We start from the raw sequence: 21,869 nt of genomic DNA on the forward strand, positions 1-21,869 counted from the left end.
CATGAGCTATAACCCTCAGAATCCGAATGGTTCGGCAATAAGCACTAATTCAGCGCCAGTTGTTATCGCAAGCGACCAATCGGCCGTCCCAATTACCGTAGGTTCGTTGCCACTGCCAACAGCTGCCGCCACTAGTGCCAAGCAGCCAGCTTTAGGTACGGCCGGTACACCTTCAGCTGACATTTTGAGTGTCCAAGGTGCAACTAGTATGACACCACTAAAAGTGGACGGCTCGGCCGTTACGCAACCCATATCTGGCAGTGTCACAACAACTCCATCCGGTACGCAAACGGTAACCGGCACAGTAGCCTCGACCCAGTCAGGCATATGGACAGTGCAGCCTGGCAACACTGCGAATACTACGGCCTGGCTTACAGCAGATACGGGCACCAAAGCCACTAATACTGCCGTCCCAGCCAGCGCTAGCTATAGCGGCTTATTAGCCCAAACGGCAAACCCTGCGGCTGCAACTGCGGGAAACTTGGTAGGCGCGCTAGCCGACAAACTGGGCAAACAGGTCGTGGTTGGTTCTATCCGCGATCTTAAGGCAAATCAGATAACAACTATCACGGCATCAACTGCCGAGACCACAATCGTTACCGCTGTTGCTAGTTCATTTTTAGATCTATATGGTCTAATCGTTACGAACACTTCACCAACGGCAATAAATGTAGTCATAAAAGACGCTACCGCTGGTACAACTCGTCTGACTATTGCCGTACCAGGCAATGATACTCGTGGTTTGATGCTCCCTGAAAGCGGCGCAATTAAACAATCGGCCGTTACAAACAACTGGACCGCTACCGTATCTAACGCGGTAACTTCAGTAATCATAACTGCCCTGACGGTAGCCAATACCTAATGGCTTCGAGGTTTTGGGTTGGTGGTGTCGGGTCATGGACGGCAATTGCCACAGCGAACTGGTCGGCTACGAGTGGAGGTGCCGCTGGAGCAAGCGCTCCGACTACATCTGATGATGCGATTTTTGACACTAACTCAGGCATAATATCTGGGAGTATCATCACAATAAACGGTGGGGTTTGTTTGTCGTGGCAAGTGGCAGGCCCTGCGGTTAAATATTCTGTTTTTAGTCTTGGATCTAATTTTTCTCCAATTGGTTCAGTGATATTAAATGGTAATAGTAGCCTCAATCGTATCCAAATTGTTAGTAATATCCCAGGTACTTCTCGCACGATAACTATAGGCACACTAGCAGCAATGAGTAACATAGATTTTATGGACACTATTGGAGCTGGCGCAGCTACACCGTTTACTGGAACATCAATTGGCGATTGCCAAGGAAACTCTGGTATTACGTTTGATGTGTCGAAAACACTGTATTGGTACGGCAACGCAGGTGTCGCCTCTGATGTAACCAAGTGGTTTCTAGCAAGTGGTGGGGCGGGAGGTGCTGGAAGAATACCTCTAGCCCAAGATGATCTCATCTTCGATGCAAATTCTTTTTCGCTCGCTTCTCAGACCATCACCTTTGATATGCCAGCTATGGGTCGGAGTATAGATATGTCAGCTGTCAATAAGACGGTATCATGGGCTGACACGAATGCAATCGGGCAATCCTTTTACGGGAGTTTATTCATGCCACCTACAGCCCTGTCGGTCTTGAGCGGAGTATCCTATATTTTTGGTACTGTAGGACTTATCGCGAGGGGTCGAGGTAGTTATACGCTAGGGGGTGTAGGTGGCGTTCACTATGGAGCTGGACTTATCATACTTGCTCCCGGTGGAACTTATACGCTGAGTGGTAATATCGGAACTGGTAATGCGAATTTCAGTATTACGGCTGGGACCTTGGATACGAGTGTTAATAGCTATAGTATTCGCTGTCTTGGTCTGGTATCAAGCGGTGCTTTAACTAGGTCGGTTATCTTGAATAATAGTACTGTCAACGTGCAAGGATTGACTATCTTTTCGCTGACAGCCGTTTCTTTTACCGTAACAGGATTAACAGTCAGCGCCGGTAACACTACTATCAATCTTGTTGACTCCCAGCCAGCTAGTAGGAGTTTTGTTGGCGCTGGGCAAAGTTTCGGAACTCTGAATTATACAAATGCTGGCTCATCAGGAAGTCTCGTAGTCACGGGGGCTAATACTTTCACTACTATCAATGTCGGCACGGGTCGCACGCTAACACTGCCGAGTAGTACAATCACAACGGTCACGAACTTTAACGCGGCGGGTACGAATAACGGCTACGAGTACTTTCCTGGAGCAACTGGTAGTCTTGTATCAACTCCGAGCGCTATAGCACTGCAAATAACGGGCGATATCGACCTGCGCTGTTACATGGCCGCTGATAACTACACGAATAATCCAGTAGTACTAATCGCTAAAGAATCGGATACCGCCCATCGGTCCTACCGATTTGAACTAAACTTACAAAAGCTGCAACTCATGCTATCGGCTGATGGTATCGCTCAGAATCTCACTACGAGTTCAACCAACATACCGTTTGCTGCCAGCGCTGCCGGCTGGGTAAGAGCAACCTGGGTAGCTTCGACGAATATCGTGCAGTTCTTTACTTCTGCTGACCCAGTTTTTACGGCACCTAGCTCTGTTAGTTGGACCCAGTTAGGAACGAACCAAACTAATGCTGTAGCTTCCATATTTAATTCAACCTCACCAGTCGAGATAGGCACCAGAGATGGGGGTATTATCAGCTTTTTCCCTGGCAAAATGTATAGGGCACAGATTTTGAGCGGCGTTGGTGGAACGGTTGCATTTGACGCAAACTTTACGACCAAACCCTTCGGGGCTAATAGCTTCACTGAATCGTCTGTTAATGCTGCTACGGTGACAATAACGGGTGCTGTGGCGCAAGCGGGTGATGGCCGAACCGCTATAAATGCCTCTACGTCTGGTACGGCAGCTACGCTCTCGAAGGCTAGTGGTGTCGTCTCGGCCGATTACCTCACAGTTCAAGACTCTACCGCTAATGGGGGCGCCACATTCTATGCGGGGTCAAATTCCAAGAATGTTTCTAACAACACTGGCTGGATATTTACTTCTCAACCCGCGACTGCTATCGGTGCAACATCACTGATGATGGGTGTTGGTTAGTACGCTTTCCTGTCCAATATAGCAATTATTGTACGACCGGTATGAAATGCCATTGCTTGCAGCGTAGGAGGTGATGCTTGAGATCATAAATTTTCTGGATATGCAGTAAATACTATGCAAGTACGTCTCTCAACTTCCAAAACTATTTTGATGGAATAAGACGGGTTTATGGTAGGCTTGTATGATGAATGGATCAGTTGCCAGCTCCTGCGGCTAAAGCCGCAATGCAGACTCATATGATTCAGTTGTTACTCTGACCGCTTCTTCATAGCTTATGCCACTAATAAAGTCAGGGCAGGGTCACCGCTACCTGCAACATAGCAACGCCAACTGTGTCGGGCACTTCAGGGTATGTTTCTCTAGGCGTTAATATACTGTATGGCGTTTAAAGGTAACATTATCTACTGAATCACAGCCTCCAGTAAAGCGCGAGTCAATGAAAGGAGCTTATGGTATACTATACCTAAATGAGTAAGCCTAATTTATCACTGTCTACACTCAATGCCACACATGCGCAAAAACTAGCAGGGACTCGAAGCAATAAAAATATAGGCTATCTTTCATGAGTAAAGCAAACTTACCGTTATCGACACTTAATGCCACGTATGTAACGCATGCGGCAACATCGTCTCGTTTCGCTTTATCTTCACTTGCATGGCAAGGATTATACGCAAGAACACAGCCAGTCGTGAACGTACCAGGTGGTCACACCGGGACATATCGTCCCGTCGCGGTGGATCCCAATTTCTCAGGTGTAAATGGTACGGGTCGTCTCTGGGGTGTATCAAATGCTCATGGCTATATAGTATTTACTGATGATGACGGAGTTAATGGTACTGCTACTACAGCGAACCCGACCACTGATGCAGTACCATCCGGTGTAGTAGGTATGTACTTTGCAACTGATAGCAGCGCGAATAAGTGGGTCTTTCTAGTCACCGGTACTAGTGCTTCGGTACCATCTTCAGGGGAGATATGGCGCTCACCAGCACCGAGTGCGACAGGTACGGGTTTAGTCTGGACCTGCGTGTGGAGAGCAAACGGTCTGGCACTGGGTCCAGGTAGTAGCGCGGCATTTGCACCAGTCAACTCAACCATGCGCAATGGTTCTTTTGCAGTTGATCCATCTGGACATGCTTTTGCCCTTACCTACGGTTCGCCGAACGCAACTCAACAATTTCCTACACTATCCGATGGCATTATGCGGGCTGGCTCGAACCGCTTAACTTCACTTGGAACGAAGTTTTCGGCATCTATGATTGGACAAGTTGTCACGGTATCAGGTGCTGGTGCGGCCGGTAGTACCTACACGGGCACAATCACGTCAATCGAATACACCTGTCAGAATATAGCCGTATTGAATACCCCAGCTGCGACTGATTCATCCGCCGCAACAATTACTTTTACAAATACAACACTGGGGGCCGGCGTCTGCGTAGGTGGTCCGGCGATTTACCACTCGGCGAATATCTTTACTGCGACAGCTGGAAGTGTGACGTGGACATTATCTAAGCAGTGGCCACAAGCAAAACACGGACACGCCGTTAAAATTATTGGTGGTTACCCGTGGGTATCACTCGGTGATATGGGTGGTACTGCTCAACCATACATCCAATTCCCTGATATTGGTATATCCCGTGCAACGTCGCTCACGTCTCCAACTGTGTGGAGCAACCCTGGCGTCGCAGGAAGTGGCGGCAGCGGGACAACCCGAGACGTCATATCTTTCTTCCCAGTAACTTTCAATGGAAAAACGGTAATTGTTGGGGAGTCTGACGGGAGTATAAACGATGGACCACTTGTATTTCCGTCCGCTGCACCTGGAGTATCTGCTGCAGTGACGGCTCTCCATCAGATACCGTTTGTCTACGGACAAACGATGCGATCGATGGGTCTCACTCCAGAGAATAATCTGATCTGGGCGGGCGTCTCGGAAAATGGAGCCCATGGTACTGCCGACTCCCTATGGATGAGCGCACCGCCATTTGATACGCCGCACCTCCTAGAGGACGTAAACTCAGCAACTCTCATTTCAAGCCAAATCCTGAGTGATGCGGTGATTTCAAATGGGTACTGGTGGGCGGGCACATATCGGATAGCTTACGACAAACTTATCGGTCAGTAATGTGAGAACTCTTGTTTATGTTGTTACCTAAAATCTTAAGCTTTTCTATATACTTATTGAATCATATGTGGTGTTATAAATTAGTCTCAAAAAGACTAGAAATCTAGATAATTGTCGCTTAACAGTAACGTCTGTGAGTTATTTGCTATAGTACATATATGGTATTGCATATTAAAGTCTACGAAACCAAGAGTGGTCAGACGCCCGTAGAAACCTTCATTAAAGGCATGCAGCCACCAGCTCAAGCAAAACTAGCTCGTCTCCTCACTATGCTTGAAGAGTTTGGGGCAGAACTTAGTATGCCGCACTCTAAACCACTTGGTGATAGCCTCTACGAACTACGAATACGTGGCAAGCAAGAGGTACGTGTTTTTTATATATTCGCTGTAGCCCGACACATTTATCTTCTCCATGCCTTTCAGAAAAAAACCCAGACAACACCGAAGAAAGAGCTAACCATCGCCAGACAGCGTCAAATAGAAATCGAGAGTATACCGTAAAAGGGATAATCCTATTGACTGTATTATAACTTATAAGTTATAATACAGCACAAGATAACGAAAGGACACTCATGAAAGACTGGAAGACAATTAAGCAAGAATTACTCAAGAACCCTGAGGTTCGTACGGCCTACGATGAACTTGAACCGGAATATAAACTTGCACACAGTCTGATCAAGGCACGCATCGCTCAAAAGATGACCCAAGCAGAGCTCGCAGAACGAGCAGGCGTCAGTCAGGTGATGATAGCCCGACTTGAGAGTGGCACCAACAACTCAACCGTTGGGACAGTGAGCCGAGTTGCTGCTGTACTGGGTAAAGAACTGAAACTGGTCGCTGCTTAGCAGCTTCCTTAGGTACCTAGCCCTAGCCGTCAGGGCACTGCTACCCAGATATAGTAAAATTTAAAAAAGAGGGCTCAAACAAGAGCCCTCTTTTGTATATACCAATAACCTTATAACAACAGGAGGCCGTTCGCGGTAAAACCATCATAAAACAACTCATACTAAACCCAAACCATTTCCTAACAAAACAAAAACCAGATCCCTTGCGACTCGCCTACATTGGCTTCTTGTCACGCTACAACGGCTATACCCTCGCATCCTACCGGCTTCATCTGGAGCTCTGGTTCCGTTGGTGTAGTATCCACCATCTACCGCCACTGCAGGCCAAGCGAGCACACCTTGAACTATGGCTCCGAAGCTTAGAACAAGCAGGGTTATCCTCTTCCACACGGGCACAGAAGTTCGGCATTATCCACTTGTTCTATAAATATGCTCGGATAGATCGGATTATTCCAGAAAGCCCAACTGAACACATCACGCGCCCTCGGGTGCTTAGTGGCTCCCGCAAGCTCACCTGGTTGCCAATTCTTGACTCTGTAGCCCTGCTCAGTGTCGCCATGAAGACTGGTGAGCGCGAGCATGTCATTGTGGTCATCCTGAGTCAGATGGCACTCCGTGTCGGCGAGCTGTGTTCTTTGAACGTCAGTTCCATTCAGCGCAACCAAGGCTGGCATGTACTTCGCTTCAAGGGTAAGGGCGGCAATATCTACGAACGAGTCATACCCATCCAGGTTATCTCCGATCTAGAGAAGCTCATCGATGGGAAAGACCCAGATGAACCGTTAGTACTCAATACCCGTGGTGACCGCATGAACCGAGCATCGGTTGCTCGACTGGTGAATAAGCTGGCTGCAAGAGCTGGTATATTTCGGCCAATTACACCGCATGGCTTACGCCGCTCAGCCGCTACCAACATGCTGGCTCAAGGTATACCACTGCGAGATGTCCAATTGCAGTTACGCCATGTCGATCCAAAGATGACCATGCGCTATGACCAAGGTAAGAATAGTATAGATAGGTCCGCAGTCTTGCCGTATGCCTCGAGTCAGTATGGGATGTTATATACCAACTAGACGTATGAGAAAAAGATAAAGAGACGGGGTATTTGTTTTAGTGAGATACTATCGTCTCGCCGCTCATTGGCTCTTGAGCATCCACGCCTGTTATACGGCAGTAAAAGTTATAGGCCGAAAGGTTTGAGATTTCACCCTTTTCGAGGTACGGCTCGAAGAGGGGTAGCAGTAATTCTTCATCCTTCGGGCTGCCTGTTCGGAATACTATAATGGTACCGACATTCGCCAAGATGATATTCACTAGTTTTTGGTCGTTTTGCTGCTGAGTGGATTGCTCAGCCATTGTTAAGTACACCTTATACTTACGTGATTCACTGAGCATCTGCGTGAATGATAGCGTTGCGAAGTTTTGAAACTCATCGACGTAAAGATAGAATGGCTTACGGTCATCTTGTTTTTTCTCAGAACGTTTGAGAGCGGCCAATTGCAGTTTGGCGAGGATTGTTATGCCGAACAGCATAGACGTATCCTCGCCTAAGCGTCCTTTACTAAAATTACAGATCAGAATCTTGCTATCAAGTATCTCACTGAAATCGATGGTAGACTTCTCTTGCTCCAACATAGCCCGAGCACTGGCAGAGAACAAGAAGCGACCAATCTTAGCAGTGATACCGGCAGCCATTTTAACCTTCTGCATACTGCCAGCTTTGCCAAGCTCATTTTTCCAGAATGCTTTCAGATCTTCGTCCGTAAGGTTATTGATAGCATTCTTGGCAAATTTACCATCGTTTAGTAAACGAAAGATAGTAAACAAGGTTGGTTTTTCAAGAGTGAGTGCTGTCTGCGTTGCATTGCGTAGAATGTATTCAATACGGTGGCCACCACTATCATCCTCGGAAAATATCTTGCGCATGACCGAAATAACTGACTCTGTAACACGGTCCTTTTCGCGGAGTAAATCGTTACCCGTGAGGCCGTCGGGTAGTTCAAGGAGATTGATACCAATCGGGTGATCAAGATCGTCCGGGTTGAGATAAATTAAATCTTTTTCTCGCTCTTTTGGAATGTATTCAAGTAGTTCCTCTGCAAAGTCACCATGCGGATCAATCACCGCGACACCTTTGCCGTTACGGATATCTTGTATAATCTGATACTTTAATAACGTTGTCTTACCGCTACCGGTACCGCCTACTACGTACATATGTCTTTCTCGTTCTGGTATCATTAGCCCGATCAATGTCTCGTTGCCATGGTATTTGTTCACGCCAATAATGACATCGAGATCAAGGTGTCCGTGTAAGCTGACTGGCGCAGGTAACACTCGGCTGTGCGTGCGCATCATGCCTTCGGTGCGTATGATGCCATACGGAAAGTGGAATAACGTTGCTATCTCTGACATGCTGAGTACGGAACTATTGTATGGGAGGATAGAGCCGAGCCGACGGCTAAATAATAGACCAAGGTAGCGTTGGCGTGAAAGAGGAGATGGCCAGCGTGAGAGCTCAAGACGCTGGAACCCTTTTGTATTGAGTGTCTCTAGTGAAGCCGTGAATTCATTTGTCAGGGCTGCTGCACGGTCTGGAGAAGAAACACTGAGACGTATGTCCGTCTGCAGTAACGGTTGTTCAAGTTTAGCGGCGACATTGTCATAGATAGTTGTTTCAAGACGCGTAAGCTCTCGCTCGGCACGTTCCTCGAATAGACTAGGTAGCCAGAGTACTAAGGCAAGAACTAACCCAATTTGCCACTGATGCGTCAGTCCTCCGACTAGGATAGCCGGTAGCCATATCCAGGCATAGGCAAGCACGCGGTAGCGCAGTTTGCCGTCAATCATAACGCTGCCTTTAGCGATTAGTACACTGTGGATCTTTTGTGCTCTGCGTGACGTATAGCGGCGAGTAACCAGTTGCAATGTAACCTCCTCTTCGTCACGTAACCGTGTCATTGAACCTGCGATAAAAGCAATGGGATCAGATTGCTCGAGACCTACATGTGGTTTTAATGGATAGGCAAAATGGCGGGACTGTCTGATGCTAGAAACGAGTACGTTCTCTCTTGGTTCTAAAGATAGCTCAACCTGGTTAAATCGGAGCTCTGTCATGTATGATGCAAAGTGCTTCTGAATACTAGGTAAATCCTGTCTCTCGGCAATAACGCGGTAGGTAATACCTTTCTTTTTGCTACCAATAATTTCGAACGAGACTGGACTGCCACTTGTGATTTGTTGTTGCAAAATAGCAAAGAGACTTTGGGTATTGTGGGGATGTATCGTAGATTGTTTCGGTGGGGTTATCTCAAGAGCGCCAAGCTCTCGTGGTCGTGAGAAAGCTACTATACGAGTAATGGTATCTGACACCGGTCGAAATACACGCCGCCATGTATAGTAGACAAGGCCTACGATGATGGCAGTATTGATAATCATGCTAAGGGGTCCGTCGCCAAAGATACGGGTAAATAGTGATGATGCAAATTGTATATTCATCAATACCTCACCATCCTATTTTTGTGGGATGTTGCTTCTATAGTAACGTAGTTATCCACAGATGCAAGAGTGGTACGTGAAAAAACTGACCAACTATTTCACAATAACAGAAATGTAATAGCAAGGAATTGCGGTAAGTGAGACGCTACCAATGGTATATATACTTCAACATAAAACGCCAAAACTATCAGTATCTGGTATGATGAGCTGTATGAGTACGGATAATTTTGCCGAAAAAATACATGATAATCTTTCGAAGATGCGAAAGCAGCTTCGTTATACCCAGAAAGAAGTGGCTGACCTGGCGGGACTAAACCCAAACTATTACGCCAAGGTCGAACGTGGCGATGGTATACCGTCTCTTAAGACGTTACGCAAAATAGCGAAAGTCTTGAACGTTACCATCACAGACATCGTTGGCTACTAGTTATTTTGTTCGGTATTGAACTCTTCCATCTCTTTTCGCAGTAGTTCTTCGTCAACGCGTCCAATCTCGCGGTACATGAGCTTCATCCGAATGAGCATCTGCCGAGCAAAAGCTGGGTTTGCATTTTCAGGATCATTCTTTTCAAGATCTCGTACCATTACGGCAATATCTTCATCGGTTGGTATGTATCCAGTCATATTCATAGTATAACACCTCTGTTAATGTTCAATATGTATCTCATTGGCTAGTCGCATGTTCGCATTAATTTTGCTAACCCCGTACGATCAATAAGTACGCAATCATTACTGGCAGCCAAACGGCGCGCCACAGAGCTATATGTACTGTTCGTAATAACCATAGATCGCTCACAGTGATAAAGCCGTAGTCCCGTTACTACTTGCCGTACGGCGTCAGCCTTCACTAAGCCAGTGTATCGTTTGACCTGGACACCCCAGCGTATACCATTCTTTTCGGCGATTATATCTACGCCATAATCGTATCGTTCAGTAAGAGAAACTGAAGTGAAGCCACTTTTTCGTAAAAGCTTCGCAATATACTTTTCAAAGTCTAATCCATCCATATTGTCAACTCTGCGAAAGCCTGCAGAACGACGATTACGAAAGAGTTTCCAACACAACTTCGCAAGAATTAGAAAGCCTAGTACCCCGAGTGCCACATATGCCATGTCGACGAGTTGTGCACGGTGCGTCCATGCGGCAGCACCGACCAGGATAACGATAACAAACGACACGTCATTACTCTGAGCGCGAGAATTCCTTGCCATACTATAGCTCCTCGTCGTTCAATTGTTCTTCGACGGCAGCATCAATCTTTTGCATACTCTCAAGTAAAGAGTTCCATGTTTGGTCAACGTGGGTCACCAAGCATATGAAATATGAAAGTCTCCGTCACGGAGGCTTTTGTTATACTTACTTGTATGAAAGAAATTATTGGAAAGTACGAAACGTTTATCGCACGTATAGACTCAGGTTTGGCCGCTTCAGGTATTGACCGCAAAGAGCTAGCCATGATGGATCATATTTGTTACAGAGTAGAAACGCAAAATCGCTATAATGAAATGCTTGATAAGCTGAACCGAGCTGCAATTCTTTTAGGGGAATCAGTGGTTTCTGGTCGAAATATAGCTACATTTGAACTCTATAATTATCTTGAGGTTAATGGTTGGACCGTCCCTTATCTGGAATTGCCAGAACCAAAAGAAAACTCGCCATACCCCGAGGGACTAGAACACGCTGAGATGGTGGTTATAGGTGGATTAGCCAGATTCGCTAAAAAGCATTCAGACCTGAAATTTGATACTAAAGGAATGAGTAAAGATATCAATCCCGAGCTAGGACTTAAAACGGACCTTTTGTCAGTTAAATTTCATGAGCAACCGCTCGGTGCTGTCGTGCGAATTGAGCAAAGACTTGGTAGAGCCTGACTGGTATTTCTCTAATCTGTTCATCAAACACATGAGATTTTTTGTAGACAACTTCTTACTTATAGTACTCACTTTTGTAAACAGCAGTATTTTTGTTCCTGAGCTACTAGCGTCATAAAGCACAGTCGCAAGATGAATGGAATGGTTTATCAAATGTATGTAGATAGCAAAAAATAAAAATTAGTAAACTTGTAGGCGACAGATCGTCAGTAAAATGAGATAATGGTTGCTTGATGATACAATCTTCAATATCTTCTAGTAATGCGCCAAGTCTATCGCCAAAACTCGACGATTATCTTCGTAATCTAGAAAGGTATGTCGCTGACGGTAGAAAAGCAGATGTTTTATATGAGCATCAAAAAGCAATTATAAAAGATACAGCTGAATTTTTACGTGGTGGTAATCACCGGGGCTATATCGAAGCCCCAACGGGAACAGGTAAGACGGTACTTTTTGTGACACTCGCTGAAGCATTTAGTTATCAGGCGGAAAAAGCACCGAAGATTCTTGTCGTGACTCCAACGAAAGATCTTGTGCGCCAGACTCTCGGCGGAAGCCGCGGGGATAAAGGCTTTGCTGGGTTTGCACCATATATGAGTGTTGGGACGTTTTATAGCGACACACCATCTGGCATGCGTGGTCTTGAGGCTCAGGTGACGATTACTACTTATGCCTCTCTTGCTAAACTAGCAGATGCGCCCTTTACCACAACAGATAAAGAGGGTATTCGTCATACCAAGTTAACCAATCTTATCAATGACCATTTTGATATTATCTTCCTCGATGAAGGACATAAAGCACTTGGTACCTCGAGCCAGAGGATTATAAAAGATATTAACCCGGGCACGCTTATTATTGGCTTTACTGCAACACCTGAGTATCATGCATCTCGAAGTCTTGAAAGTTTACTCCCAGCTTTAATCCACCGACTTGACCTAAAAGAAGCGATTAAACTCAATATGCTTTCATCTGTTATTCCAATGGCCATTCCAGCACCAACAACCACTGCGCAGGAATTTTCCATCGGTGCACTTGGTGAATATGAGAATAAAAGCCTGAAACAGCTAATACATAACCCGGCACGTAACAGGATGGTTGTATCCCTTGCGACGGAACTCATTCAAGCTGGCAATACTCCAATCATTGCCTGTATTCCGGGAGATATTATGGCGCATCCTCATGTTATTGCCGAAATGCTATCTGAACAACTCATTGACGACGAACATGGCATTCCGCGACGTATACGAGTGAGCGCAATAACAAGTTCAATCTCAGCTGCAACTCGCCAAAAGATTTACGGAGAGCTTGAAAAAGGTGAGATTGACGCACTTACTTATATTGATGTCCTTACAGAAGGATGGGATAGTCAGCGTGCAAATGTCATTATTAATGCCCGTCCAACGAGATCACTTGTCTCGGCCCGTCAGCGAACAGGAAGAATTCTTAGAAATAAACATGATGGCCGTCCAGCCCTAGCGATAGACATTGTTGATGTCATTGCTTCAAATACTGCACCTCAGGTCTCAATGGCAGATATCTTTACATTAGAAAGTATCAACAATGGCTCTGCAATAGGCGACATCGATCCAGCTCACGAAGAAGCAATGAAGCGTTCTGTTAAGCAGATCTTTAAAAAATACGGCGCCGTTGAGAAAATTATCAATCACTACACGCTCTATAACGAGATGCTTGAAACATTACCACACTTAACCCGTGGACAGGCATCAATTAAACAAGACGGCAAAGTACGTACATTCGCCTCTGCAGGCCGGCTATTTACCAGGCTTTCACTCGATAGCTTTGCTCTTGAACATCTTAAAAAACATCAGGATATCGAGATTCGCATGGTACGAAGACACCACGAAGCAATTGAGGCATATGATGAAGCGCAAATTCAAGAAAAGATTGCCGATCTTCCAAACGCTGTTCATACAGGCCAGGGGCTTCGAGTCGGGGATACATCGTATATCAGCATTAATGAACTCATTAATATTATTCGTAGGAAATATCCTTACGTTGATGCGACCTATAAGAATGTTGAGACTATCGCGCGCGAAATCGTTAAATCAGATAAAGATCTTTATTTTACCAAAAGGTTTCGCGCACGAACACACCGAGGGATTATGCTTTACACGGCCCAGACCATGGTAACCATAGAGATAGGTCAGTCAATTGTTGCCGCTTGTCGAGACGAATAAATCTATACATTCAACAAATAATTAGAGCATTCAAAGGCTTATAACCTATCGTATATATACCACCTATCGATAGGTGGTATATAAATTACTTTTAACAGATGATAAACTGTACAAATATTCTCCCTCTCTATATACTATGTATAGAATACACATATCAAATATCATCCTATGTATCTTACTCAATCTAATACCTCACATCACACTAATCTATGACACTATCATCCACACCAATAACAACCAATCAACTCACAACTCTTAAAATTATCTACAAATTTCGCTTTATAACCGTCGGCTTGCTTTCTCAGTATCGAGCCATATCAGTAGAAACGTCAAAAGGAACACTATCGTCAATGTTGAAACATGGTTATATTGAACGGCATTACGATAAATCATACAAACTACTTGGTAAGCCTGCCCGATATTATCTAACAACTAAATCCATAAAACTTTTAAAAGACCAAGAAGGTGTCAGTGAAAAAGTACTACACGCTAGATATAAAGACGCATCAGTATCCGAAGATTTCATACAAAGGTCGCTAGATATTTTTAAAACAGCACTATTCATTCGTTCACATTATCCAGATAAGAGGATTATTTTTACACGTTATGAACTAGCGAAATATGACTATTTTCCTATTCCGCATCCAGACCTATATGTTAAGAAAGTAAACGATGATACGCTAGGACCGAAGGCATATTTCCTGGAGATGGTCGGTAATGATCATTTTTTCATTACTAAAAAACGCATTAACCAGTATATTGATCATTTGGAAACCGGAGAATGGCCGCATCAAGAGTATCCCCAGGTTATTTTTATAGTCCAGACTAAGGGGCAGAAAAAACGGTTACGGGAATATATCGAAGATCTTGTCATTAATGGTCACATGGATGAAAACGAACCGGAATTTAAAGTTATAGATAACTTGGACATGCTTACAAACCGAGAGTAGCTCCTATGCTCTTATCGACTTTTCTATTTACTGGAGTACAATTATAGGTAGTCATGTAAGTATTCGCACTGCGTCTCCACCTACAGGCTTTATAAGCATTCTTAGTTTCCCGTCGTGTATAAACAGATAAACGGTCTGTACGTGCCACCGGTAAGCTCCATACAATAAAATCCGTTACAGCTAAACACAAGTCGTTTTAGTTGTTTTTTATTATCTTATCGGAGCTTATATAATGACACACTCACTATTACAAATATCATGGAACTGCTACATTGAAACAAATCGCTATACTTCAAAACCTGTTAAGTTAGACATCGTATTACAGCAGCGTATGAAAGTATTCATAAAAGCTCGTGAGCTGAAGTTCTCTCAACTTGAAGGATAAACGATGGATCCTACAATACCTATAAATAAAAGAGTAGACATCGTTCCTATTTTTCGTGCCTTTGCTTCGGAGACGATGGTGTGTGTTCCATGGAAAATGAAGTTTGGAATGCAGGAGATTATTTTTACTAAGTTTGGCATGAGACACCCAACCGCTAAAGGTAAACGTATGATACATGTATTTGAAATGAGCGACGGAGTCAACGACTACCGCTTAGAGTTTGATGCAGAAAGATTAATTTGGACACTTGTCAGTATGGTGGAGGGAACAAATGTACGGGATTAATACCGAAAAACCAATGGTCATGCATATTGACCTTAACAGTGCTTTTGCAACTGCAGAACAACAGGCTCACCCCTCGCTTAGAGGTAAGCCTATGGGTGTCACGAATAGACTCTCTAAAGAATGCTGTGTTATCGCTGCTTCGTATGAAGCTAAAGGTATAGGCATTAAAGTTGGCATGCGAAGAACGGAGGCAGTTGCCATATGCCCAAGCTTTATTCTTCTTGAAACTGATCCACCAAAATACAATGCGGTATACCAAAAACTAATCAAGATTATGCGCTCGTACTCCCCTAAAATTAAAATGAAAAGTATTGATGAGGGTATTATAGATTTTCACGGCATGGAGCCTATACTCGCGGGACGAACACTACAGGATATTGGGTACGAGATTAAGCAGCGGGTACGAGACGAAATTGGTGACTGGATGAAGATTAACGTTGGGATTGGTACTAATAGATTTCTTGCAAAAGAAGCTGCCGGTTGGCATAAGCCAGACGGTCTTGACACAATCGATCATACTAATCTTCTAACGTACTATAAAGAGCGTTCACTGACAGATCTCAGCGGTATCGCTGATCGTTATGGAGCCCGTTTGAACGCCTATGGCATTATGACACCGATGGACTTTTTAAAAGCTCCAGAATACATGCTAAAGAAGCAGGTTTTTAAAAGTATCAATGGTCTGTACTGGTATATGAGGCTTCGCGGCTTTGAGATAGACGACTATGAAACAAATCTTGGTATGGTCGGTAGGCAATGGGTCGTAAAAGACCCCTCAGATAAAGACAGTTACCTTTTGCCCTGCCTAAGCTTTTTATGCGAAACAACTGGTATGAAGTTACGCTTCAGGGAGGTTGAGGCTCGAGGGGTCTGTATATGGTTGTCATACCAGAATGGGGAATACTGGCAGTCAAAAGATAAGCAAAAATCTACGTTCTACACGAACCAGGAGATTTACCGTCGAGCTATGGGGATTTTTAATAAACGGCCACACGGTATTGTGAGAACTATGGGAATTTACTGCTATGGTCTTGAACCTTCAAGAAGAAGTCAGCTTAGTATGTTTGATGATGTCGCAAAAAAAGATTGGCTCACAAAATCTGTTGATGAGATAAACGACTTCTACGGCACATTTACTGTCTACTCTGCTAACAGCCTCGAGGGTAAAAAAATTATAAAACAAAAGATTCCATTTGGTGGAACTGAGTACTTTGAACTACTTCTAAAAAGTGCATAGCAACGTACCAATTATTGACACAAACTAACTTACTTGTTATAATATAGAAACTCAAGCCCTTGCTCGAGTCTGCTATGCGACAGTGTCGTATTGAACCTCGAAAGGAGTGGCGTATGCCGCTCATCGATGTGACGCTCAAACCGGGAAGTGAACTGGTCCTAGTATCTTGGGGCAAGACATGTTCACAGCCGGTGATCAACAGATTCATCAGAACCATTTTCGGGCCATCGCTGCCTCCTCTGTTCGTAGCGAACAGCGAAGCACTTGGCATGGAGGACGGAACTCCTGAAGATGCTATCCAGGTGCAGTTCCACGACTTCGGGAAAGACGACATCAATGTCGCTAATTTCTGGGTCAAGGTCCAGTTCAGCGAAACAGCTCCCGAGGAATCATCGAGGGAGAAGATCGTCAATTCGATCTACAGCTTGATCCATGGCGTGTTCCATGGTGAGGGCTTCGAGATGTTTTCCAGCTTCGTTCTCGACGTCCTTTGGGGCCCGACCAGCGGCTGCGGATATGTGAACGGCACTATCTTCAAGTGGTGAAGTCACAGCACACACCCTCAACGAGAGGAGATGCACTCAGTAATGGGAGCCCCTCGAATTGAGGGTGCTTCTATATCTCGTCATAATTGATATTATATAAATATGAGAAACGCCATTCTTGTTCCCGGAAGACCAGATAAAGATCAACACTATGACCCATCACTTCCAAGTAATAGTGAAGAGTACTGGTTCAGCTGGTTGAAACGAAAGTTGATACTTCGAGACGTCCATACTATCTCTATTGAACCTCCGATGCCATTTCGGCCGCGTTATGATGAGTGGGAAAAAGAATTTGAGCGCTGCGATATTACACCCGAAACAATTCTCGTAGGGCACAGCTGTGGCGGTGGTTTTTTAATTCGCTACCTAAGTGAACATAAAGAGCTACATGTGGGTCAAGTTGTCTTAGTTGCACCTTGGACAAATCCTTATGACAATCTAGAATCCGATACAGCAGATTTCTTTGATTTTGAAATAGATGCAAACTTTCCATCAAGAACAGCCGGTGTGACAGTTTTCTATTCCACTGACGACGACAAAAGTGTTGTCGAGACGGTCACTCAATTAACCAAAACATGTAATGATCTAACGGTTAAGAAGTACTCAGATAGAGGACATTTTAAACAATCAGAATTTGTTGAACTCATAAGTTCTATACAGATTGACGTATGAACCCTGGAAATCGTTTGCAGATTTTTCAGGAGAAGCGTTGTGCAAATTTTCAACAAAACTTGTGTCTATAGGCTCTACAGCTTACATTGCCAGATTTAAAATACATATCAATAATATGATAAATAATTTCATTTGCTATTATTAAGTTATGACCGAAAATCCAGCATATACGATTGAACTACTTATACCCGATAATATTGATGAAGCGAATAATATGCGCCTTGCATCCTGGCTTGATACATATGTAAACGATGAACTTGGCATTACACATGACTGGATATCTAAACGCAATGAAAAACAAATGTCAGATGAATATAGGAATAATAGGCTAGAAAGATTAAAAAGTGAAAAATCTACCGGCTGGGTGGTAAAAGACTCTGCAGGAACTATTATCGGAGTGGCAACACCACGCATTGACGATGAAGGTGTACAGCATGTCGGATCTTTGTATGTTGATAAGAACTGGCATGGTAAGGGTATTGCGGGTGAATTGATGCAAAGAATCATCAACTGGTTCGATGACACGAAGCCGATAATTCTCGGAGTCGTTACTTATAATGAGAGGGCCAAAGCGTTTTACCGTAAGTGGGGCTTTGTCGAGATACCAGGCTCTGAAACTCTCTACGATAATAAAATTCCTGAGATTATGATGTCTCGTTTACCGGAAAACACTTTGAACTAATTTGCCGGTTCAAAGAATTTGCTTAGATTTAACAGGTTCATCACCCGCAAGAGTACTACTTATATATGCCTTTTTATTAAAAAGTCTGCGAGATATTCGTATGAGGTGAGGGAGCACGGGTACAATCAAAAGTCCGAGTCCAGTCACGATTGACCAAAACACCATAAGTATAGCTGTGCGTCCCGTGAACAGGGATGAGACGGCACCACTTAGTGCGATAGCTCCGAGTATGAAGTGAGGCGCAAATAATGAAAGGGCCATGTCATTTGATTTAATTTTTTTACCTTTTGGCGTTACTTTGTAGCGAAGTTTTGTGGTATTGAATAAAGCTAAAAATGCCTGAAAATATATCGGCCATGCGGCAACTCCAATGTACATGCCGTACCACATAAATCCACGTTCAGTTTTAGGCCGCGCATTGAATCGTTGTAGCCAAAGGTCAATACAATTAAAAAGAAGAATCAGTACAATATATGAACCTAGAAATTCGAAGATAGATAAGTTAACTGAAATGATTCCAGCATAGAAATAGAGACAGAGGCTAACAATACCAAGTACCATGACAAGGCCAGAAAAATAGTGTTGTTGTATGCAGAAATAGTAAATAGACTGCCTGAACGTCATCTTTGAAAACAGTCTGTAGCTATGTCCAAATAATATATTCATACAGCCATATGCCCATCTTTTTTGCTGGCTAAAATACGACTTCCAACTCGTTGGGCCTTCTCCAATTGCAAGTGGGTAGGGATAATAAATACTATTCCATCCATTTGAATGGAGTTTCATACCAGTAAGAAGATCTTCTGTAATATGCGCACTGTAATGGCTAACACTTTTGAGCGCCTTTACTCTAATGACATGGTTGGCACCAATAAGCATTGAATTATTTTGACCTGACATACCACGAAGAAGCGGTCCGTAGAAACTGTAGGTTTGTTGTGCCGATCCGTGCGCAATAACTGAATCATCAATATTTCCATAAATTTGCGGAGTGCCAACAAAGGCAATCAGTGGATCATCAAAAAACCCAAGAGTCTTCGTTAGAAAGTCTTTACGGGGTATGAAATCAGTGTCAATTTGTGCGACAAAATCATATTCATCGCCGTGGCTGTTATACCAAGAGTTGTGGTTGCCACCTTTCGTTTTTTTAGCGAATTTTCCTTTATCCTGATTATAATCTGGGATACCGTGCCGGCTAAAATGTTTTACACCATAGCGTTTACATATAATACGTACTTCCTCGTCATCACCTTCATCTAGAAGCCAGGTATCGTGCGCATAGTTTGCTCTTACCATTGCTGGAAGAGTTTTGTGTAATAAATCCACAGATTCAGAAGCAGGCACGAATGTCGTAACAAACGCTACTTTTGATCCTGGCTTTGGGCGTGGTGATTCTTCGGGCTGGGGCTTTATATGTGATGAAATAGTGTAGGTGACTACTTTCATAAAGATAGGGTGCCATATAACGTATGAAACCATAATAAAAATAACGATGTCGAGAAAATGCCACGGTCCGTAAAAGTTATGAGCCATGCCACCTTTAAAAAACCACAGGTACCCGAAGACTGATATCGCTGTTAATGCGACACTCATAAAGGAGGCAAATATAATCTTGTCTTTTTGGGTCATAGGTTAGGTTGTAAGTGAATGTTACTATTTTTTAACAACCTTTATATATTATAACGTTTACACTCCTTAGTCAAATTTTATATCTCTGTAGCCCTATGTTATTATGAAGGTATTAAGATAATAAAAAACCAGTACACCTAGGGACATTTGAACTTTTGCGAATTACTAAAAAAAATAATGATAAGTATTACTATTCACTAGAACGAGATGATGCCGTCAAAGTCAGATGGCTCGGAGTTATAGGTATTTTTACAACCCTCAACCTCGTAGGGGGCTTTTATTTTTTTGCCTCACATTCACTTGTTGCCTTGATCCTTTTTACACCTTTATCAATTATTGTTATTTTGTATCAACTGATTAATGCAATCATCATGTCGCAGTATCCGGCGTTTTCGATTCGAAACCATAACGATAGGGTTCGACATTTTAAACAAATAGGTAACTCACCAAAAGTAGCAGTTATGATCCCTGCTGCAGGTGAGCCGCTATCCGTTCTTCGTGAGACAATTGAAGCTGCTGTGCGAATCAATTATCCGAATTTTGACGTCTACGTTCTTGATGATTCTAAACCCGGTATGTACAAGGACCTGGCACTCAGCCTCGGTGTCAAATATTTCCGACGCAGCAACGTTGGCGTTCATAAAAAAGCGGGTAATATGAATGCACTTATTAAAAAAGTCGGCGAAAAACTCGATTATATTCTTGTTCTCGACGCTGACTTCGTACCGAGTTCGGAAATACTGAGCGAGCTCGTTCCATACGCAGGTGAGGACGTCGGTATCGTCCAGTCACCACAGCATTTTCGCCTATCAAAAGAAATATATAGGCGCTCAAAGTTTGAATACGGAGCGGCTTTAATACAGAGAGACTTTTACCGTATTACGCAGCCAGCAAGGAGTAGTATGGGCGGTTCGATATGTGTCGGGACGAACGCACTATATAACGTTAGAGCACTTGAGCAGGTTGGTGGATACGAAGGTGTTGGTCCAGCTGACTGGGGACACTCCGAAGACGTTTATACAGGTCTTAAGATGTTAAATTCATATGCGCCTAATAAAAAACATTACAAGATTTCGTATGTCCCAGTCATGCTCGCTCAAGGTACATGTCCCGACGACCATTTGTCTTTCTACAAGCAGCAAAACCGCTGGGCTACAGGAAGTATGCAGTTAATTTTTTCAAAACTAACGCTACTATCTCCAAATCTCAGTCTCGCTCAAAAATTATGTTACTTTTCTAATTCAACGTATTACTTTTATACAATGGCACTGCTATTTAGTCCGATTCAAATTCTTTACATCGCTCTTACGAACGTCCATGTTGATTGGTCAATCCTGCTGCTATTTATTCCGTCGCTTCTATTAAACTTTCTTGTTACACCAATTATTTTACGGCGTACTTTTAACCCAATCGCAGGATCGCTTGCCGTCATATCAAACGCCTATACATTCGTTCAAGCACTATTTCTTGTTATTATACGGCGACCACTTGGGTGGGAAGCGACAGGAGCAAAATCGACAAAAAAGAAGAATACCCATTTTATTGCATTTAAAATATTATGTTCAGTTTGTTTTGTAGGCATATATCTTGTTACACTTGGAGTAACGCTCATAAACCAGCGTCTAGAATTTAGCCCATCGATCGTACTGATAATTAGTTTTTTGATCGGTCTTGGCATACACCTCATATATCTGCACCACATGTTCACAAATGTGATTGTCCTTAAAAAAGCATATCGAAGTATCCATGCGTATGCTTATGTGGCACTCATTGCTCTTACTCTCGTTGTAATTTCAAGCAGTATAATTCTATCAACCAAATATGATATTTATGTTAAATCAAGAACCCTCATAATAGAGAAGGAACAATAGTA

Annotated in this window: 21 protein-coding genes; 17 read left to right on the forward strand and 4 right to left on the reverse strand. The window is 43.6% G+C overall.

Going from position 1 to position 21,869, the window contains the following annotated elements:
• Position 1: 1 nt before the first annotated feature.
• From ABIS22_00140 to ABIS22_00165, 6 genes are all read left to right on the forward strand, one after another.
• A complete protein-coding gene (locus ABIS22_00140; protein MEO7740306.1) occupies positions 2-862 on the forward strand; it encodes a hypothetical protein in 861 nt (286 codons plus the stop codon).
• Positions 862-3,078: a hypothetical protein gene (locus ABIS22_00145; protein MEO7740307.1), complete on the forward strand. Its 2,217-nt coding sequence runs from the start codon at positions 862-864 to the stop codon at positions 3,076-3,078. Before ABIS22_00140 ends, ABIS22_00145 begins: the two co-directional genes overlap by 1 nt.
• Positions 3,079-3,640: 562 nt before the next feature.
• Entirely contained in the window at positions 3,641-5,203 is a 1,563-nt protein-coding gene (locus ABIS22_00150) for a hypothetical protein (GenBank protein MEO7740308.1), read from the forward strand.
• 158 nt (positions 5,204-5,361) lie between these two features.
• A complete protein-coding gene (locus ABIS22_00155) occupies positions 5,362-5,703 on the forward strand; it encodes a type II toxin-antitoxin system RelE/ParE family toxin (GenBank protein MEO7740309.1) in 342 nt (113 codons plus the stop codon).
• Positions 5,704-5,774: 71 nt separating this feature from the next.
• Positions 5,775-6,047: a helix-turn-helix transcriptional regulator gene (locus ABIS22_00160; protein ID MEO7740310.1), complete on the forward strand. Its 273-nt coding sequence runs from the start codon at positions 5,775-5,777 to the stop codon at positions 6,045-6,047.
• A gap of 227 nt (positions 6,048-6,274) precedes the next feature.
• On the forward strand, positions 6,275-7,120 hold the full coding sequence (locus ABIS22_00165; GenBank protein MEO7740311.1) for a tyrosine-type recombinase/integrase: 846 nt from the start codon (positions 6,275-6,277) through the stop codon (positions 7,118-7,120).
• A 37-nt stretch (positions 7,121-7,157) separates the two neighbouring features.
• On the opposite strand, the gene ABIS22_00170 is transcribed toward ABIS22_00165, so the two are convergent.
• Positions 7,158-9,542 (reverse strand): type IV secretion system DNA-binding domain-containing protein, encoded by a 2,385-nt coding sequence (locus ABIS22_00170; GenBank protein MEO7740312.1) that lies wholly within the window; start codon positions 9,540-9,542, stop codon positions 7,158-7,160.
• 211 nt (positions 9,543-9,753) lie between these two features.
• Between ABIS22_00170 and ABIS22_00175 the strand changes: the two genes are divergently transcribed.
• Complete coding sequence (locus ABIS22_00175; protein MEO7740313.1) at positions 9,754-9,969, forward strand: helix-turn-helix transcriptional regulator; 216 nt, start codon at positions 9,754-9,756, stop codon at positions 9,967-9,969.
• Here ABIS22_00175 and ABIS22_00180 read toward each other — a convergent pair.
• Positions 9,966-10,166, reverse strand: a complete 201-nt coding sequence (locus tag ABIS22_00180) for a hypothetical protein (GenBank protein MEO7740314.1) — start codon at positions 10,164-10,166, stop codon at positions 9,966-9,968. The genes ABIS22_00175 and ABIS22_00180 overlap by 4 nt on opposite strands.
• A gap of 47 nt (positions 10,167-10,213) precedes the next feature.
• A complete protein-coding gene (locus ABIS22_00185; GenBank protein ID MEO7740315.1) occupies positions 10,214-10,753 on the reverse strand; it encodes a restriction endonuclease in 540 nt (179 codons plus the stop codon).
• A gap of 153 nt (positions 10,754-10,906) precedes the next feature.
• On the opposite strand from ABIS22_00185, the gene ABIS22_00190 reads away from it, so the two are divergent.
• The 9 genes from ABIS22_00190 to ABIS22_00230 all read left to right on the forward strand — a co-directional run bounded on the left by ABIS22_00190 (position 10,907) and on the right by ABIS22_00230 (position 18,367).
• On the forward strand, positions 10,907-11,413 hold the full coding sequence (locus tag ABIS22_00190) for a VOC family protein (GenBank protein ID MEO7740316.1): 507 nt from the start codon (positions 10,907-10,909) through the stop codon (positions 11,411-11,413).
• Between the two features lie 233 nt (positions 11,414-11,646).
• On the forward strand, positions 11,647-13,611 hold the full coding sequence (locus ABIS22_00195; protein ID MEO7740317.1) for a DEAD/DEAH box helicase family protein: 1,965 nt from the start codon (positions 11,647-11,649) through the stop codon (positions 13,609-13,611).
• Between the two features lie 209 nt (positions 13,612-13,820).
• On the forward strand, positions 13,821-14,561 hold the full coding sequence (locus tag ABIS22_00200) for a hypothetical protein (GenBank protein ID MEO7740318.1): 741 nt from the start codon (positions 13,821-13,823) through the stop codon (positions 14,559-14,561).
• Positions 14,562-14,793: 232 nt separating this feature from the next.
• Positions 14,794-14,946, forward strand: a complete 153-nt coding sequence (locus ABIS22_00205; protein ID MEO7740319.1) for a hypothetical protein — start codon at positions 14,794-14,796, stop codon at positions 14,944-14,946.
• 3 nt (positions 14,947-14,949) lie between these two features.
• Complete coding sequence (locus ABIS22_00210; protein ID MEO7740320.1) at positions 14,950-15,231, forward strand: hypothetical protein; 282 nt, start codon at positions 14,950-14,952, stop codon at positions 15,229-15,231.
• Complete coding sequence (locus ABIS22_00215; GenBank protein MEO7740321.1) at positions 15,218-16,468, forward strand: hypothetical protein; 1,251 nt, start codon at positions 15,218-15,220, stop codon at positions 16,466-16,468. The genes ABIS22_00210 and ABIS22_00215 overlap by 14 nt, the downstream gene beginning before the upstream one ends.
• 113 nt (positions 16,469-16,581) lie before the next feature.
• Positions 16,582-17,013, forward strand: a complete 432-nt coding sequence (locus ABIS22_00220) for a hypothetical protein (protein ID MEO7740322.1) — start codon at positions 16,582-16,584, stop codon at positions 17,011-17,013.
• Positions 17,014-17,115: 102 nt separating this feature from the next.
• Complete coding sequence (locus tag ABIS22_00225) at positions 17,116-17,685, forward strand: alpha/beta hydrolase (protein MEO7740323.1); 570 nt, start codon at positions 17,116-17,118, stop codon at positions 17,683-17,685.
• A 148-nt stretch (positions 17,686-17,833) separates the two neighbouring features.
• Complete coding sequence (locus ABIS22_00230) at positions 17,834-18,367, forward strand: GNAT family N-acetyltransferase (GenBank protein MEO7740324.1); 534 nt, start codon at positions 17,834-17,836, stop codon at positions 18,365-18,367.
• A gap of 9 nt (positions 18,368-18,376) precedes the next feature.
• On the opposite strand, the gene ABIS22_00235 is transcribed toward ABIS22_00230, so the two are convergent.
• Positions 18,377-19,996, reverse strand: coding sequence for a glycosyltransferase family 2 protein (locus ABIS22_00235; protein ID MEO7740325.1), 1,620 nt, complete (start codon positions 19,994-19,996; stop codon positions 18,377-18,379).
• A 155-nt stretch (positions 19,997-20,151) separates the two neighbouring features.
• Between ABIS22_00235 and ABIS22_00240 the strand changes: the two genes are divergently transcribed.
• Positions 20,152-21,867, forward strand: coding sequence for a glycosyltransferase (locus ABIS22_00240; GenBank protein ID MEO7740326.1), 1,716 nt, complete (start codon positions 20,152-20,154; stop codon positions 21,865-21,867).
• Positions 21,868-21,869: the final 2 nt, after the last annotated feature.

The sequence above is a fragment of the Candidatus Saccharimonadales bacterium genome, assembly GCA_039928925.1.
In the GTDB taxonomy this organism is placed as follows: domain Bacteria; phylum Patescibacteriota; class Saccharimonadia; order Saccharimonadales; family Saccharimonadaceae; genus UBA6022.

Excerpts from the sequence above, each read along its gene's own strand:
- ABIS22_00145 (MEO7740307.1), top strand. The coding sequence starts at position 862 with ATGGCTTCGAGGTTTTGGGTTGGTGGTGTCGGGTCATGGACGGCAATT.
- ABIS22_00215 (MEO7740321.1), top strand. The coding sequence starts at position 15,218 with ATGTACGGGATTAATACCGAAAAACCAATGGTCATGCATATTGACCTT.
- ABIS22_00140 (MEO7740306.1), top strand. The coding sequence starts at position 2 with ATGAGCTATAACCCTCAGAATCCGAATGGTTCGGCAATAAGCACTAAT.
- ABIS22_00180 (MEO7740314.1), bottom strand. The coding sequence starts at position 10,166 with ATGACTGGATACATACCAACCGATGAAGATATTGCCGTAATGGTACGA.
- ABIS22_00210 (MEO7740320.1), top strand. The coding sequence starts at position 14,950 with ATGGATCCTACAATACCTATAAATAAAAGAGTAGACATCGTTCCTATT.
- ABIS22_00185 (MEO7740315.1), bottom strand. The coding sequence starts at position 10,753 with ATGGCAAGGAATTCTCGCGCTCAGAGTAATGACGTGTCGTTTGTTATC.
- ABIS22_00150 (MEO7740308.1), top strand. The coding sequence starts at position 3,641 with ATGAGTAAAGCAAACTTACCGTTATCGACACTTAATGCCACGTATGTA.
- ABIS22_00205 (MEO7740319.1), top strand. The coding sequence starts at position 14,794 with ATGACACACTCACTATTACAAATATCATGGAACTGCTACATTGAAACA.
- ABIS22_00200 (MEO7740318.1), top strand. The coding sequence starts at position 13,821 with ATGACACTATCATCCACACCAATAACAACCAATCAACTCACAACTCTT.
- ABIS22_00155 (MEO7740309.1), top strand. The coding sequence starts at position 5,362 with ATGGTATTGCATATTAAAGTCTACGAAACCAAGAGTGGTCAGACGCCC.
- ABIS22_00190 (MEO7740316.1), top strand. The coding sequence starts at position 10,907 with ATGAAAGAAATTATTGGAAAGTACGAAACGTTTATCGCACGTATAGAC.
- ABIS22_00195 (MEO7740317.1), top strand. The coding sequence starts at position 11,647 with ATGATACAATCTTCAATATCTTCTAGTAATGCGCCAAGTCTATCGCCA.
- ABIS22_00170 (MEO7740312.1), bottom strand. The coding sequence starts at position 9,542 with ATGAATATACAATTTGCATCATCACTATTTACCCGTATCTTTGGCGAC.
- ABIS22_00225 (MEO7740323.1), top strand. The coding sequence starts at position 17,116 with ATGAGAAACGCCATTCTTGTTCCCGGAAGACCAGATAAAGATCAACAC.
- ABIS22_00175 (MEO7740313.1), top strand. The coding sequence starts at position 9,754 with ATGAGTACGGATAATTTTGCCGAAAAAATACATGATAATCTTTCGAAG.
- ABIS22_00220 (MEO7740322.1), top strand. The coding sequence starts at position 16,582 with ATGCCGCTCATCGATGTGACGCTCAAACCGGGAAGTGAACTGGTCCTA.
- ABIS22_00230 (MEO7740324.1), top strand. The coding sequence starts at position 17,834 with ATGACCGAAAATCCAGCATATACGATTGAACTACTTATACCCGATAAT.
- ABIS22_00235 (MEO7740325.1), bottom strand. The coding sequence starts at position 19,996 with ATGACCCAAAAAGACAAGATTATATTTGCCTCCTTTATGAGTGTCGCA.
- ABIS22_00160 (MEO7740310.1), top strand. The coding sequence starts at position 5,775 with ATGAAAGACTGGAAGACAATTAAGCAAGAATTACTCAAGAACCCTGAG.